Origin of the sequence: Priestia sp. FSL H7-0729, from assembly GCF_038005685.1 — a bacterium.
In the GTDB taxonomy this organism is placed as follows: domain Bacteria; phylum Bacillota; class Bacilli; order Paenibacillales; family Paenibacillaceae; genus Paenibacillus.
In genome coordinates this window covers 19,245-34,418 of the sequence record NZ_JBBOTQ010000025.1, presented here as the reverse complement: position 1 = coordinate 34,418, position 15,174 = coordinate 19,245, and the positions used below count along the sequence as shown (strand labels likewise).

Genomic DNA, 15,174 nt, shown 5'->3' with positions numbered 1-15,174 from the left:
ATATTCGGTGGTGGTTTTTATTTGTTTGTACGGATTAGAGCTCATGAGCTGAAGCTCTAACATGATCTTCAATTGAAGGTAACATTTTTGTTACGGATAACAGCGGCAAAACCAGTATAATAGGACTATGTTAAATATGCTAAAAGTACCTGACCACAGAGCTGGAATGTGCAGCTGTGAAAAGGAGGGTGTGTGTGTTAAGTTGGCGGAGACTTGGACTACAATCAATTCTGTTGCTTTGTTTGACCGTTGTTCTGGCAGGATGCGGTGAAGCTTCAGGTTCTGTATGGACTTCATATGAAGGTGCGGTGAACGAGAAGAGTTTCCCGGTGCCTAAAGTAGCAAATAAATCTGACCAGTCTGAGAACAATTCGGATATGGACTATGTTCGATATACGCTGTCTGGTATTAGTGAGAGCACTAGCTTACCTGAGGTATATCTAGACGAGATTAAAAGCTGGGGTTGGACAGAGAGGCAAGCCAAGGGTACATCCAATGAATCCAGTACCTTGCGTGTATTTGCAAAGGAAGGACATACTGTGCATTTAGCAGTACATGATGGATCCTTTACACTAATGGTTCCTAGAAATGATGCTACTCAAACGACAGTTAAATCATTGGCTGAAGACGATTGAGCTGCTGCCTGTAAGATTGGATATGAAAATTAACGCTGTGATGTTCCTTATATAGTAAAGCTCCCGTGTACTTGGTAGGGGGCTTTTTGTTATTTTACGAAGTAGGCTTCAATCGTGATGGGAGCACCTAAAGGGAGATAGAGCAGAGGCAGAGTAGAGAGATCGTTCAAAGGTGTAAAATCAACGAGATATCTGGAGTTAAAAGATATGGAACAGCAGATGAAAAGAGGAGAAGAACGGAGTCTTTCGTGGGGATAACTAATTTAACTATACCCATACTGTGGATAAGGAATAAGAGGGGGAACCAAAAATAAAAGGTTATCCACTGTGGATAACCTTTTATTGATCATGTGAGGCTGAGCCAGCTGGACGATACGAGATCTTTTTTTAACAAATATCCGAGGGGCTCAGGCCATTATGTATCACAGGTAAAGGAAATACATTTAAGATTGAATTTATGAAGGGCAAGAATTATTGTAGATAGTATGAGACATCTTGTTCATTTAGTTTGATAAGTCCATCTTTGCGCTCGCGGGAGAGTACCATGACAACATATAAGCGAGGACCCAGTAACCACAAATGCCAGAAGATCAGCGAGAGGGTGAAGGACAATGGGGACCATATCAAACATACTGTAATGATACATAGTCCAATCCAGCTCATGTTAAGGTGTACCCGGACAAACATACGGAAGCTGAAATGCTGATCAGGGATATAACCCAACCAAGGCATACGCAGATTCCAGCGCCACCGTTTGGCGTAAGAGGTACGTACCAGAAGTAATATTGTTCTAGCGATGACATAATGAATCCAAATGGTGATTGGGCCTGCCAGTACAAAATAGAAGAGGCCCGTCCAGGAGAATGCAAGTAGATTGAATAAGAGCATGATAACCGGCAGACACAGATAACTATAGATGACACTGCGGGCGATAGCCTTTTTTTTCAAGAGCCGGTATTGATAAAATGTTGCTTTATTCTCCGGTTCGGCGATCATACGTTTATATATCCTCCTTCAAATTCACGTTTGTGTGGGATAGGTATTCGTTTTCTTATACGTGTAAAAGGGAATGATTATGTATGTATATATGAACCTTGTATATCACGCCATGACGAATGTACAAGATATTGAGATTCGACTGAGCTTATCTCAGTATACTCTTGAATGCATGGACTGTCAGGCTTTGATATCGTTATCATGTATTATATATCGGCTGAGATTCGAAGTTTTTTTAAGGAAATTTGAATATAAGTTTTGAGCCAGTCTAAGGGATACGTGATTTTGAGGGAAATGCGATGGAAGCAGGATAACAGTGGAGACATAAGTAGATAAATGCTCCTGATCAGAAGATGAATGTATTTTTCGGTACAGACACCCCAGAGGGGGTGGGCGAATATATATATTTTATAGAAAGAAAGCACTATGAAAATGTATAAAATAATAGAAACTGTGCAATACTGATAGTAAACGTAAAACAAGGTGGGATGGTTCATGGAAGAACATGCCGAACACACATGTATTATCTGCGAGCAAAGAAAAAGAGAAGGCATTTTTATTGTATCAGAATTCATATGTGACACTTGTGAAGCAGAAATGGTTCATACCGATGCGCAGGATGCCAAGTACAATTATTTTATTCATCAGATGAAGCAAATTTGGGTACAAAAAAACGCATAATGCATATTGCTAATAGAAGTAGAAGCGAAACATCACATTGTAAAGATGCTGATGTGTACAGAGGCCCAATGGGCCTTTTTCTGTTTTTACGAGAGAGAGTCTTGTCTGCCATTTAAGGAAGGCGTATGCTGATATAATGATATAGACAATTAGCAGTAGCGCGTGTGGAGTTGGGGAAGAAGGGCGTTCTTTAGATTAGAAAGCATTTTGGGGCGCATCGAGCGCACATTATATATGTACAGGATGGTTATTTCATGGATCATAACACTAAATCAAGTAGAGCCCCTTTATATGAAGCGTTGCTTGCGTATCGCAATTCGAAGCAGCGTTCTTTTCATGTGCCTGGGCATAAAAATGGACAAGCATACCGACATTTGCTGGAACAAGCAGAAGCAGGACAATTCCCTGTCAAGGATATCGTTAATGAGGAATACCAGCAAAACGGAGAGATTCAGAGCGGTGTAGGAAAGAATGTTAACCAGAAAGTAGAGCGTTTCAGTACGGTGGATGAACATGGGGCTGATCTGGAGAGCGGGAAACATTTTGGTGACGAAGGGGTTCGTTTGGAAATAGAGCTGATACCGGATCGTTCATTCCTGGAGATGATGGAGATGGATGTTACGGAGATTACGGGCACCGATGATTTGCATCATGCGGAAGGTGTGATCCAGGAAGCGCAGGAGCTTGCGGCAGATTGTTTTGGAGCCGAGGAGAGTTTCTTCCTTGTGGGGGGAAGTACGGCTGGTAATCTATCCTTACTTCTTACCGTGTGTGATGAGCCGAATAGTATTGTGCTGGTGCAACGGAATGTACACAAATCCGTTATTCACGGGTTAATGCTTGCCGGCGCAAGAGCTGTATTTCTGGAGCCGTGGGTCGATCCTGCGTCTGGACTTGCGGTCATGCCGTCGGTGGAGACGGTTCAGGCTGCTGTCCAGTCCTATCCTGAGGCAAAGGGCGTACTTGTCACGTTGCCCAATTATTACGGCATGGGCGCTGATCTGACGCCCATAGCCAAGGTGTGCCACGCTGCTGGCATGCCACTGCTCGTGGATGAAGCGCATGGCGCGCATTATGGGCAGCATCCGGAGCTGCCTGTCTCTGCACTGTCGTGCGGAGCAGACGGTGTTGTGCAGTCGACGCATAAGATGCTGGCGGCCTTCACCATGGGTGCCATGCTGCACATTCAGGGACCCCGGTTGAACCGGTCCCTGTTAAGGCAGCGCCTGGCCATGGTGCAAAGCTCAAGCCCATCATACCCGGTGATGGCTTCGCTCGATCTGGCGCGCCGGCTGCTGCACGTGCAGGGCGCGGACACATTCACGGCGGGGCTCGCCGCCGTGAAAGCCTTTAAGCGCGGCCTCACGGAGCTGCCGCGCTTTCAGTTGCTGCAGCCTGCACAGCCGCTGCAGCCAGAAACGCCAGCCGGAACAGCGAAGCCGGCTGGCTTGTCCGTGTCCGCTGCGCAGCAGACACGGGAGAGCCTGACCGCGGCGGAGATGCCATCTGCCGCGGGGTATACCGCTCAGGACCCATTCAAGGCCGTCATCTATGACGGCGCAGGGGTGCTGAGCGGTTATGGGCTACAGCAGCAGCTGGAAGCATGCGGCTGTGTGCCTGAGATGAGCGACGAACGGTACGTCGTCTTGCTCTTCAGCTTGGGCTCAACGATGCAAGATGCTCAGCACCTATTGCAGGCTTTACACCATATTAGCTCTGCCGACAGGCATGAGCAGGATTTCACTAATGCAGAGCCATCACATGAGCTTGCGAAAGGTTCGGCGCATTATATTTCCACGTGGAACAATTTACAAGAACACACACCATACTCGGAACCGATCTCCTTCACCCTGCAACCAATTGTGGAGAAGGATACGATCAATGTTCCGATAGAAGAAAGCGTGGGCTGTCGATCAGCCGAGATGGTTATTCCTTACCCTCCAGGGATTCCGCTTGTCTATCCGGGTGAACGCATAAGTCCATCGATGGTGGCACGTATACAACTCCTACGCGATGAAGGAGCGAAGTTTCACGGGGTATCAGATGTATCGCTACAGGTATTAAAGGTCATGAAGGATTGAAAGGCACATATGAAATCTTTGAATGCATTTACCAATAGGTAGTCTATATGACCAATACCGATACCGGACCCTACACATGTGAGGGTCTCTTGGTCATTAATCTGGTTGCTAGGGTGTGTCTTCAAACTCAGGCATGCATCCTCCTTCTATTTTTGTAAGGAACCTGAGACACGTTATTAATCAAAATCACCTAACAAACATGCTGTAAACGGCTGGTTATTCCAGTATAGCCTGTTTCAGATTCCTTAGATTGCTGCGGGTGCTTCAAGGCGCTGAATAAGGCGTCACAGGGTCCTTAGCACTCCCGCTCCGTGCTCTAATCCAGACACGTTCAGTTACGTTCCGAATTTCAGCAGTTATGGAGACACGCTTTAGTTCAGCTTATACAGATAGACATAAGAAAGAAGGGAACACTTTGGGTATTCCGCTAAAAAAATATACAGGAATAGTCCTGCAAGTTTTGTTGATGTACGGTTTTTATTGGATTGGCAACTTCATTCAAACTCTATTACATCTGCCGTTAACAGGAAGTATTGTGGGTATGCTGGTTTTGTTCATTGCCATTCAACTGGGATGGGTCAAAATGAGCTGGGGAGAAGAAGGGTCAACGTGGCTTCAATCCCATTTGCAATTGTTGTTCATCCCGCCAACTGTGGGCATCATTAATCATTTTGATTTTTTTAGAGCCAACACTTTGTTACTGGTTCTTGGTTTGATCGTTAGCACATTAATCACATGTCTGATATCTGCCAAATTAAGTGAGTGGCTCATGACATGGAGATCGTCTCATTCAGGCAAAAAGGAGGCGATCACTTGTCAGCATTCATCCTCGGAATTGGAATGATCGCGCTAACCATCGCTGTATATATTCCAGCCACTCGTCTATATAAAAGGCTGAGATGGCCAATACTTATGCCTGTACTCACAACGACTGCCATACTGATCCTGATTTTGGTCATTTCCGGTATAAAGCTGGATACGTACATGCTGGGTGGCAAATGGATACAGGAGCTCTTGGGTCCAGCAGTTGTATCTCTCGCTTTTCCCTTGTCCAGACATCTGCATGTGCTGAAGCAAAATATCATTCCCATTGTGGGTGGAACAATCGGAGGCAGTATTACAGGTGTGTCCACAGGTGCTTTAATCGCCATTCTTCTTGGGTATCCTCAAGAGATGGTCATCGCTTTATTGCCAAAATCCGTGACCACTCCTGTTGCTATTCAACTTGCTAATCAGGTTGGAGGAAATGCCTCATTCACATCGCTGTTTGTGATGATTGCAGGTTTCTCAGGGATATTACTGGGGCCGATGCTCTTGAAATGGGCCAAAGTCCGCAGTAAACATGCCTATGGAATTGGATTGGGTTCAGCATCTCATGCCCTCGGTATGGCAAGGTCTTTTGAATATGGAGAGAATGCAGTAGCCCTCAGTTCGGTATCCATGATTGTAAGTGCCATTGCCGGATCGATTATGCTTCCATTATGGGTATGGATTATCTACGGTTGAACGCTTTACTTTGTTGTTCATGTTGGAGTAACTGCTGACCTATAGTATTATAGAAAGAAAACAAGCTTGTATTATTTTTGTTTTATTATTAAGTACCGATATAGCTGTAGCTATACACCTCTGGGCGGGGGATATCATATCCTGTAGCAAGAGGGTCTAAGCATATTCAATTACAGCAGCAATAGATGCAATTATCGACATAGAAAGCAGGGAAGCATATGCAGGGCAGAGGTAAGTTCATTACGCTGGAAGGGGGAGAGGGTTCCGGTAAAACAACGATGATTGGTAGAATAGGTTCTTATTTTGAAGAACGGGGTATACCTTACGTAGTTACGCGAGAGCCTGGTGGAATTGAGATTGCGGAGAAAATACGTTCAATTATCCTGGACCCTCTTCATACGGCAATGGATGCTCGAACCGAAGCGCTATTGTATGCAGCTGCACGCAGCCAGCATCTCGCGGAGAAGGTAGAACCTGCGCTGAGAGCTGGAAAAACAGTCATCTGTGACCGATTTGTCGATAGCAGTCTGGTCTATCAAGGATACGCCCGTGGACTCGGGATAGAGAATGTATGGGCCATTAATCGCTTTGCGATCGGTGATCTCATGCCGGATGTGACCTTATATCTGGATATTGAGCCTGAAGTAGGGCTTGCACGGATCGACGCTCATGATGGCCGCGAAGTGAACCGTCTGGATCTGGAAAACCTGGAGTTTCACCGTAAAGTGCGAGAGGGTTACTTCCTATTAAAAGAGCAGTTCCCGGAACGAATCAGAGTTATCGATGCTTCCATGAAGCAGGAGGATGTCCTGGCAGCGATGATTTTGTCGCTGGAGACAGGGATTTTGAAGGATTTTGACGAGTAATTGTCTAATATATAGACAGGGCATTTAATAAAGGTGCTTATTCTGAAGGAGGTTATGCAGGATGAAACTGATTGTTGCGATTATACAGGATAAAGACAGCAACCGATTATCCAGCGCATTGGTCAAAGCAAACTTTCGGGCAACCAAGTTGGCCAGTACGGGTGGATTTTTGAAGGCAGGCAACACGACGTTTATGATCGGTGTCGATGATGGTCAAGTCGAGTCCGTAATGAACGTCATTCGCAGCAGCTGTAAGGTTCGTGAACAGCTCGTGACTCCGGTCACACCGATGAGTGGAACAACCGACTCTTACCTGCCGCTACCTGTTGAAGTTCAAGTAGGTGGAGCTACTGTATTTGTTCTCCCGGTAGATCGCTTCGAACATTTCTAATTTACACTTTTTGCATGGAACCCATGAGGGTCTTTCATGATCAATAGCATGTTGGAAACGATGGATGCAAGAAGATTTAAATGAAGTTCGTGCGTGCCACTTATGGAGCCGCCTTTCTGGAACAGAAGAATTGGCACACTCTTTCCGGATGAGCATTTCCTAGCTGGGGAATGCTCATCCGGAAAGAGGTTGACTACAAACAACAAGTCCTTGATGGTGATGTGTATCTACCATTATATATAGAGTGTGATCAGCATATATAAAAGCCTCATCCTCACGCACAGGCGCAGCGCGCACTGTGCTGATGGGCGATTGTGGCTAACTATGATAGAAAGCGGGCGTATCCATGAAAATCAATCCTGGATTCAGACCGATTCAGAGCGGGATCAGTTCTACTGATTCAGGTTCCAAACCGGTTCAATCCAAAAATTTCTCTGATATGATGAACCACCAGGGGGAACGGGCCTCACAAGCTGAACTGAATCGCCGGTTTAGTGAAATCCAGCTTCAGGGCGATCGCCTGGCACGTTCCATGACGATTCGTGAACTGAAGGCGTATAAGCAACTTGTTAAAAGGTTCCTGGAAGAGACCGTTCGTCGCGGTGTATCCATGAAAGAGACAAGGGGTTGGGATCGTCGTGGCAGAGGCAAGCGTTATAAGCTGATTGATGAAATTGACTCCGCTCTGTTATCCATGGCTGATGAATTGCTGGATACAGAAGAAGGAAAAATCTCTCTATTGCAACAAGTAGGCGAAATTCGGGGGATGCTTATTAATTTAAGCTTCTGAGGAGGAAGTATGTCCTTTCAACAGATTATGGGTCAACAAGCGGCCAAGCAAATGTTACAAAGCAGTTTGAGACGACAGGCGATAAGCCACGCATATTTGTTTAGCGGTCCTGCTGGTAGCGGGCAACGGAAGACGGCAATTACCTTTGCCAAAGCAATCTTCTGTACAGAACTTGAAGATGACGCGTGCGGGCAGTGTCTTGAATGTCGTAAGGTGGATCATGGTAACCATCCGGATCTAACCATGCTTGCACCAGATGGAAACAACATTAAAATAGATCAAATCCGGGATCTGCAGCGTATTTTTTCATACCGATCCGAGGCAGGCCATCCCAAGGTATATATTATAGAACAAGCCGAGAAAATGACGGTGCAGGCAGCAAACAGTTTGTTGAAATTTTTGGAGGAACCGCAGGTACCGGCAGTTGGCATCCTGATTACAGATAATGGACAGGCCATGTTGCCTACGATTCGTTCACGTTCCCAATTGGTGCCGTTCAGCGCACTGAATCCAGAAGAGATGCTGCAATCACTAATGGAGGAAGGGCACCCTGCCAATCTGGCTCGCTCTGCGGTCCATTTAGCGTCAGGATTGGAAGCATGTAGAGAAATTCTCCAGCAGAATTGGTTTGCAGAAATTAGAAACGTAATGTTACAATTAGGGAAGGAGTCCCTGGGTAGAGGAAGTACATCATTGATCTCTGCACAGCAGAAGCTTTTTAAAACCGGACTCTCTGAACATCTGGACATGTTACTTAGTTTGTTCCATCTATGGTTTAGGGACATGCTGTATGTTCAGTACGGTAGGCATGAACATATCGTTTTTATAGATCAGTTAGACATGCTATCTCAGTTGGCACATACCCGCAGCACGGAACAGTGGGTTTCCTATATGGATCTGGCCGCAGCATGCAGAAAAAAATTGCGTTTCAACGTCAATGGCCAGCTTTGTCTGGAGCAATTTTTGATCGGTTTGGCATAAGACTGGGAGAGGAATAAGTTAGTTCCAATCATATGCAAACGGTTATAACTTCGACCGGTTCCCTAAGAAGACGGGGCTTCAGACGAAGTGGGGTTGGCTTACAAGGGGGTTAATTTTTTGTATAGTGTAGTGGGTGTCCGTTTCAAAAAAGCGGGCAAAATTTATTACTTCGATCCCCTGGACCTTCCCATTGAGAAAGAAAACTGCGTTATCGTGGAGACAGCGCGGGGGGTAGAGTACGGTAAGGTTGTTGTTGGTAAGAAGGAAGTGGGCGAGTCCGATGTGGTGTTGCCGCTGAAGAAAGTCATCCGCGTTGCGGGCGAGACCGATGCCCGTGTGGTTGATGAGAACAAGCGTGCAGCGAAGGAAGCATTCGGTACTTGTTTAAATAAAATCAAAGACCATGGCCTCAAAATGAAGCTGGTCGATGTGGAATTCACGTTTGATCGCAATAAAATCATATTTTATTTTACAGCTGAAGGAAGAGTCGATTTCCGGGAGCTGGTCAAGGATCTGGCAAGCATATTCCGGACACGAATCGAGCTGAGACAGATTGGTGTACGTGATGAAGCGAAGATGCTTGGCGGAATCGGACCTTGCGGCCGTGTGTTGTGTTGTTCTTCCTGGCTGGGAGACTTTGAGCCGGTATCAATCAAGATGGCTAAAGATCAGAGCCTGTCACTGAATCCGACGAAAATTTCAGGGTTGTGCGGAAGACTCATGTGCTGTCTGAAATTTGAGCATGATAACTATGAAAGTGTGAGAGAAGAACTGCCAGCTGTAGGCAAATTGGTCGTCACCTCATTGGGTGAAGGAAAAGTTGTCGGAATTAATGCCGGTAGCCGCACAGTCCATGTTCAACTGTTCGACATCAGTAAAGTCAAAGAACTTCCGCTGGATGACGTCGTTATCAAGTAAACCATAAAGGTTGCTTCGGGGTGGAAACTTGGAAAAGAAAAATCTGTTTACGCACATTCATGAAATGGAAACCCAACTGGGTCAGTTGCACGGTGATTTAGGAGAGTTAAAAATGATTGTGAAGGAGCTGCTTGAGGATAATCAGCGGCTTACCATCGAGAATGAGCAGTTACGCAAACTGCTCAAACGTGAGGCTCCGGCAGATCTGCCGATCTCCTCAGCACTCGCTCCCGTAGCAAGACCAGCAGGTCCGGCTACAGGTGAAGATGTTGTGGGTGAAGGCTATGATAATCTGGCCCGGTTGTATCACGAAGGCTTCCATATCTGCAACGTCTATTATGGACATTTGCGGACGGAAGGCGATTGTCTGTTCTGCCTGTCTTTTTTGAATAAATGAAGTGACCGTAGGGATCCCCTACGGTTTTTTTTCAAGGTTACAAACCTAAAAGCAACAAACATGAGATATAGAATACCGGAGGATGAGCGTAACATATGAAAGCAAATGAAGTCGCGTTACAGGAGTCAGAGCGGATTGATGATCTGCTTTCTCATGATTTAAGAATCATTCAAAGTGATGAAGTGTTCAGTTTTTCGATGGATGCGGTATTGTTAGCCCGGTTTGCTTCCGTACCTAAACGGGGTCGTGTACTTGATTTGTGTACAGGTAATGGGGTCGTTCCCATTTTGCTTACAACGCGTACACAGGCTAGTCTGGAGGGAATCGAAATTCAGCCTCGTTTGGCTGATATGGCGCGTCGAAGTGTGCAATTAAACGAACTCGACGACTCGATTATGATTCGTGAAGGTGATTTGCGAGAACTGGTGAAAGAAACAGGACATGCTGTATATGATGCAATAACGGTTAATCCTCCATATATGCCTCTGAATGGGAGTGATCTCAAAATGAACACACATCAGGCAATGGCACGTCATGAGATTGGATGTACCCTGGAAGAAGTGATTCAGGCTTGTAGTCGCCTTGTACGTAATGGCGGCAAAGTATCGATGGTTCATCGTCCGCAGCGTCTTGGCGAGATAATCTCGCTCATGCGTGAATATAAGCTGGAGCCCAAACGGATTCGGATGGTACATCCCCGTGCTCATTTGGAAGCCAACATGGTATTAGTTGAAGGCATGAAAGATGGTAAACCTGAAGTAAGGATGCTTCCGCCACTCATTGTCTACAATGAAGAGGGGAAATACTGTGAAGAAATTATGGATATTTACTATGGCCAGCAACATGCTGAGCGTACTACGAAAGGAGGACTATAGATGACTTTGCATATTCAGAAAAGCTATGTGGAGCAGCTTGAAGGATCAGGCAAGCTATATCTGGTTGGAACACCCATTGGTAATCTGGAGGATATGACCTTCCGAGCCATCAAGACATTGCAGAGTTGTGACATCATTGCAGCTGAAGACACACGCCAGACCCGGAAGCTGCTTACCCATTTTGAAATTACACCTTCAATGCTGTTCAGTTATCATGAGCATAATAAGGGGGCGAGTGGACCTGAACTGATACGCTATATAATAGAAGGAAAAAATTTGGCACTCGTCAGTGATGCCGGTCTGCCGGCCATTTCGGACCCTGGTTCTGACCTTGTACAGCTTGCACTGGAGGCCGGAATAACGGTCATTCCCATCCCTGGACCCAATGCTGCATTGTCTGCTCTGATCGTGTCCGGATTACCGACGGAGCGTTTCACATTCGGCGGTTTTTTGCCGCGGGAGAAAAAGGACATGCGAAAAGTGCTGGAGGCTTTTGACGAATCCAACGGGACTTTGTTATTTTATGAATCACCTCACCGTATTCGAAAAACATTAGTCCACCTCGAAGAAATTCTGGGTGATCGCTCGATTGTCCTGGCTCGTGAACTAACAAAGCGTCATGAGGAATTCGCAAGGGGCACTGTGAAGGAATGTATAGACTGGCTTGAAGAGCATCCACCTCTTGGCGAGTACTGTTTGCTGGTAGAAGGTATTAAGGAAGAGGAGCGTAAAGCTGAGCGCGAAGCATGGTGGCAGCTGATGTCGCTCGCCGATCATGTCAGTCATTATGAGGGTGAAGGACATAACCGCAAAGATGCGATGAAAAAAACGGCAACCGATCGTGGTCTGACGAAGCGGGATGTATATAATGCGTTAATTGAGTAGCCAATCTAAGCAACGATCTTCTGTCATGGGGAACATAACCTGAAAAGAACCTTATACAACATTAAGGAACCCATAACAGGGCAAAAAAATACCTTCCGCGGTGGGGTTCACACCGGGAAGGCCATTAAGGAATATTAAAAAGGTTAGAAATAACAATTTAGATAAGTCCAGTATACCTGGTTCTTCTTATTTTGTCACAGGTGCAGGGATTTCGGAAATACATTCGTTACAAACAATTTTACCTTTGAAGTAAGTAACGTTCTCTGCATTACCACAGAAGATACAAGCAGGCTCATATTTTTTCAACATGATGCGCTCGCCGTCAACATAGATTTCCAGAGCATCTTTTTCACCAATACCGAGCGTACGGCGCAATTCGATTGGAATAACTACCCGTCCCAGTTCGTCCACTTTTCTTACAATACCTGTTGATTTCATCATTATAATCAGTGCTCCTCTCAGCTAACTATCATTGTCATTATTCGACATTATTTTATGTTTTATGATACTCATCATACCAACGATTCCCAAAACAGTCAACCTTAAAATTAGCTTAAAATTAAGGCTATTTTTCACAAGGTTACTGGTGGTAAGGGATTGGCAGCTATTTTTCACATTTAAACATCCATGCCAACTTTGTCGATTTGGAAAACGACAAAACTACGTCATTCGACAAAGTTCGTCATAACGTGTCGAATCATAGGGCTCAAAGCGTTAATATAAAAGAAAATTAAAGGAGTGAGTCGACATGGAACAACGTTTAACGGAAGAGAAAGTATTCAAAGATCCGGTACATAATTATATCCACGTGCAAGATCCGGTTATATGGCAGTTAATTAACACCCCGGAATTTCAGCGTTTACGCCGGATTCGTCAACTGGGTACTTCTTACCTTACTTTTCACGGAGCAGAGCACAGTCGGTTTTCACATTCACTAGGTGTTTATGAGATTACACGCAAGATCATCTCTCAATTTGAAAGAAGTCATTATTCGGATTGGCCGAAGGAAGAAAAGATTGTAGCTCTGTGTGCAGCTCTACTTCATGATCTCGGGCATGGGCCATTCTCTCACTCCATCGAGGAAGCTTTTGACATGAATCACGAGGATTGGACTTGTCGCATTATTACAGGTGATACCGAAGTAGGGGCGATCTTAAGACGGTATGCTCCTGATTTTCCTGAGAAAGTCGCGTCTGTCATTCAAAAAACATACGAAAAACCGATTGTGGTGAATTTGGTTACTAGCCCGCTTGATGCAGACCGGATGGACTATTTGCTCAGGGATGCTTATTTTACAGGTGTCAATTACGGCACGATTGACCTTGATCGTATCCTTCGGATGCTGCGTCCCTATCATGGACGGATTGTAGTCAAGGAGTCAGGCATGCATGCTGTGGAGGACTACCTTATGTCTCGATATCAGATGTATTGGCAGATTTACTTCCATCCGGTAACTCGTAGTTCTGAAATTATATTGCGGCAAATATTCAAGCGAGCAAAAACACTCATACAGCATGGTTTTCAATTTCGCTTCATGATTGATCCACTCCCTCAATTATTTGCAGGAGAATTATCCGTAGATGAATATTTGCAGTTGGATGAAGCATTAATTCAGACGGCATTTACGCAGTGGCGCAAGGAGGACGATACTGTTCTGAGTGAGTTATGCGAACGTTTTATGGATCGCAAGTTATATAAGTATGTAGAGCTCGAACAGGTCGACTTGACAATGATGGAAGAGATTCGGGAAGCTTTTGTACAGGCAGGCCTTGATCCCGAATATGATCTTGAAATTGATTTTCCTTCAGATAATCCGTATGATGTGTTTCGTCCGGATGAATCCACGGATAAGCAGATTCTTCTTCTGGATCGACAGGACAATTTACGTGAGTTATCAGAAGTATCTGACATTGTCCGTTCCATCAGTGGTCTTCATCGAGGTAAACATCATTTGTATTACCCGCAAAACAAGGTGGATGCGATTATTCATAAATTACCGTCACATATACGCCCCTATTTCTTGTAATCATGTGGGAATAATCCAATGAAGAATTTCGAGATCAAAAGACTTTCTAAAAGAGCTATTTTTTATGATACAGTAATCTGCTTTAATGGGGCGTATATGTAGATCGACATAATTTTGTAAATGAAAGCAGGCAGAGCGGGCACAATCAGCAATATATAGATGAGAATATTCGTATATCTTCTATATATTGTAGTTGTAAAGAAACAAACGGAATGATGTAATACACAGATTACCCAAAATGTTTTATGTATGAGCCAATAAATTATTGAATGGTATTAATTGAATTTTCAAGAGAAGATAGTCGTCATTTCGACATGAAGGGAGATACAAACATGATGCTGTTCGACACACATACACATCTGGATGCACCACAATTCGACGAGGACCGCGAGGACATGATTCAGCGTGCCGTGGATGCAGGAGTTGGTCGCATGATCAACATTGGTTTTAACCGGGAGACGATTCCAACGACAATGAAACTCGCTGAAACATATGACTTTATCTATGCAGCTGTAGGGTGGCATCCTGTCGATGCGATTACGATGCAGGAGGGTGATCTGGAGTGGATTGCATCTTTATGCAAGCATGAAAAAGTGGTAGCCATCGGTGAGATTGGATTGGATTATCATTGGGACACTTCTCCGAAGGAAGTACAACATCGCGTATTACGACAACAAATTGCTTTGGCCCGTGAAGTGAATATGCCGATTGTCATCCATAATCGGGATGCACATGAGGATATCATAAGAATTTTGCGTGAAGAGAAGGCGGGTGAGGTTGGTGGTGTGATGCACTCGTTCTCGGGCAGTTGGGAAACAGCGAAAAGTTGTCTCGATATGGGCTTCCATCTCTCCTTCGGAGGACCGATCACATTCAAGAATGCAAAGCAACCCAAAGAGGTGCTTGCGAAGGTACCGATGGACCGATTTTTCATTGAAACCGATGCTCCATATTTGACACCTCACCCTTATCGTGGGAAACGAAATGAGACAGCGCATGTACGTCTGGTTGCAGAGGCAGCTGCGGAAATTAAAGGCATTTCGGTGGAGGAAATTGCTGCAATAACCACCAAAAATGCCATGGAACGATTTGGAATTCGTTAAAAAAACGAGTAAATGAGGTGAAAAAGGCAGGTAAGCGGAGTTA

The 15,174-nt window shown here is 45.1% G+C and carries 17 protein-coding genes; 15 read left to right on the top strand and 2 right to left on the bottom strand.

The window, feature by feature from the left end:
- Positions 1 to 194 precede the first annotated feature (194 nt).
- Positions 195 to 635: a hypothetical protein gene (locus MHH93_RS27610; protein ID WP_253428854.1), complete on the top strand. Its 441-nt coding sequence runs from the start codon at positions 195 to 197 to the stop codon at positions 633 to 635.
- A gap of 471 nt (positions 636 to 1,106) precedes the next feature.
- Here MHH93_RS27610 and MHH93_RS27605 read toward each other — a convergent pair whose 3' ends face one another.
- A complete protein-coding gene (locus MHH93_RS27605) occupies positions 1,107 to 1,631 on the bottom strand; it encodes a hypothetical protein (RefSeq protein ID WP_500056656.1) in 525 nt (174 codons plus the stop codon).
- Positions 1,632 to 2,126: 495 nt separating this feature from the next.
- Between MHH93_RS27605 and MHH93_RS27600 the strand changes: the two genes are divergently transcribed.
- The 12 genes from MHH93_RS27600 (at position 2,127) to rsmI (ending at position 12,002) form a co-directional block, all read left to right on the top strand.
- Positions 2,127 to 2,312 (top strand): sigma factor G inhibitor Gin, encoded by a 186-nt coding sequence (locus MHH93_RS27600; protein ID WP_017691396.1) that lies wholly within the window; start codon positions 2,127 to 2,129, stop codon positions 2,310 to 2,312.
- 254 nt (positions 2,313 to 2,566) lie between these two features.
- Positions 2,567 to 4,393, top strand: a complete 1,827-nt coding sequence (locus MHH93_RS27595; protein WP_500056654.1) for an aminotransferase class I/II-fold pyridoxal phosphate-dependent enzyme — start codon at positions 2,567 to 2,569, stop codon at positions 4,391 to 4,393.
- Positions 4,394 to 4,808: 415 nt separating this feature from the next.
- Positions 4,809 to 5,237, top strand: coding sequence for a CidA/LrgA family protein (locus MHH93_RS27590; protein ID WP_500056653.1), 429 nt, complete (start codon positions 4,809 to 4,811; stop codon positions 5,235 to 5,237).
- Positions 5,207 to 5,899, top strand: coding sequence for an LrgB family protein (locus tag MHH93_RS27585; RefSeq protein ID WP_083657392.1), 693 nt, complete (start codon positions 5,207 to 5,209; stop codon positions 5,897 to 5,899). The genes MHH93_RS27590 and MHH93_RS27585 overlap by 31 nt, the downstream gene beginning before the upstream one ends.
- A 218-nt stretch (positions 5,900 to 6,117) precedes the next feature.
- A complete protein-coding gene (gene tmk / locus MHH93_RS27580) occupies positions 6,118 to 6,765 on the top strand; it encodes a dTMP kinase (RefSeq protein ID WP_500056651.1) in 648 nt (215 codons plus the stop codon).
- A gap of 61 nt (positions 6,766 to 6,826) precedes the next feature.
- The gene (gene darA / locus MHH93_RS27575) at positions 6,827 to 7,156 is read left to right on the top strand and encodes a cyclic di-AMP receptor DarA (protein ID WP_017691391.1); all 330 of its coding nucleotides are present in this window, start codon (positions 6,827 to 6,829) and stop codon (positions 7,154 to 7,156) included.
- A gap of 346 nt (positions 7,157 to 7,502) precedes the next feature.
- Positions 7,503 to 7,946, top strand: coding sequence for a YaaR family protein (locus MHH93_RS27570; protein WP_017691389.1), 444 nt, complete (start codon positions 7,503 to 7,505; stop codon positions 7,944 to 7,946).
- A 9-nt stretch (positions 7,947 to 7,955) separates the two neighbouring features.
- Positions 7,956 to 8,927, top strand: coding sequence for a DNA polymerase III subunit delta' (gene holB, locus MHH93_RS27565; protein WP_500056649.1), 972 nt, complete (start codon positions 7,956 to 7,958; stop codon positions 8,925 to 8,927).
- Positions 8,928 to 9,044: 117 nt separating this feature from the next.
- The gene (locus MHH93_RS27560; RefSeq protein ID WP_053778939.1) at positions 9,045 to 9,845 is read left to right on the top strand and encodes a PSP1 domain-containing protein; all 801 of its coding nucleotides are present in this window, start codon (positions 9,045 to 9,047) and stop codon (positions 9,843 to 9,845) included.
- A gap of 28 nt (positions 9,846 to 9,873) precedes the next feature.
- Positions 9,874 to 10,242: a DNA replication initiation control protein YabA gene (yabA, locus tag MHH93_RS27555; RefSeq protein WP_017691386.1), complete on the top strand. Its 369-nt coding sequence runs from the start codon at positions 9,874 to 9,876 to the stop codon at positions 10,240 to 10,242.
- Between the two features lie 95 nt (positions 10,243 to 10,337).
- Positions 10,338 to 11,117: a tRNA1(Val) (adenine(37)-N6)-methyltransferase gene (locus tag MHH93_RS27550; protein WP_500056647.1), complete on the top strand. Its 780-nt coding sequence runs from the start codon at positions 10,338 to 10,340 to the stop codon at positions 11,115 to 11,117.
- Complete coding sequence (rsmI, locus tag MHH93_RS27545) at positions 11,118 to 12,002, top strand: 16S rRNA (cytidine(1402)-2'-O)-methyltransferase (RefSeq protein ID WP_500056646.1); 885 nt, start codon at positions 11,118 to 11,120, stop codon at positions 12,000 to 12,002.
- A 186-nt stretch (positions 12,003 to 12,188) separates the two neighbouring features.
- On the opposite strand, the gene MHH93_RS27540 is transcribed toward rsmI, so the two are convergent.
- The gene (locus tag MHH93_RS27540) at positions 12,189 to 12,443 is read right to left on the bottom strand and encodes an AbrB/MazE/SpoVT family DNA-binding domain-containing protein (RefSeq protein ID WP_024633700.1); all 255 of its coding nucleotides are present in this window, start codon (positions 12,441 to 12,443) and stop codon (positions 12,189 to 12,191) included.
- Positions 12,444 to 12,750: 307 nt separating this feature from the next.
- On the opposite strand from MHH93_RS27540, the gene MHH93_RS27535 reads away from it, so the two are divergent.
- On the top strand, positions 12,751 to 14,028 hold the full coding sequence (locus MHH93_RS27535; RefSeq protein WP_500056645.1) for an HD domain-containing protein: 1,278 nt from the start codon (positions 12,751 to 12,753) through the stop codon (positions 14,026 to 14,028).
- Between the two features lie 332 nt (positions 14,029 to 14,360).
- Positions 14,361 to 15,131, top strand: a complete 771-nt coding sequence (locus MHH93_RS27530; RefSeq protein ID WP_340017281.1) for a TatD family hydrolase — start codon at positions 14,361 to 14,363, stop codon at positions 15,129 to 15,131.
- Positions 15,132 to 15,174: the final 43 nt, after the last annotated feature.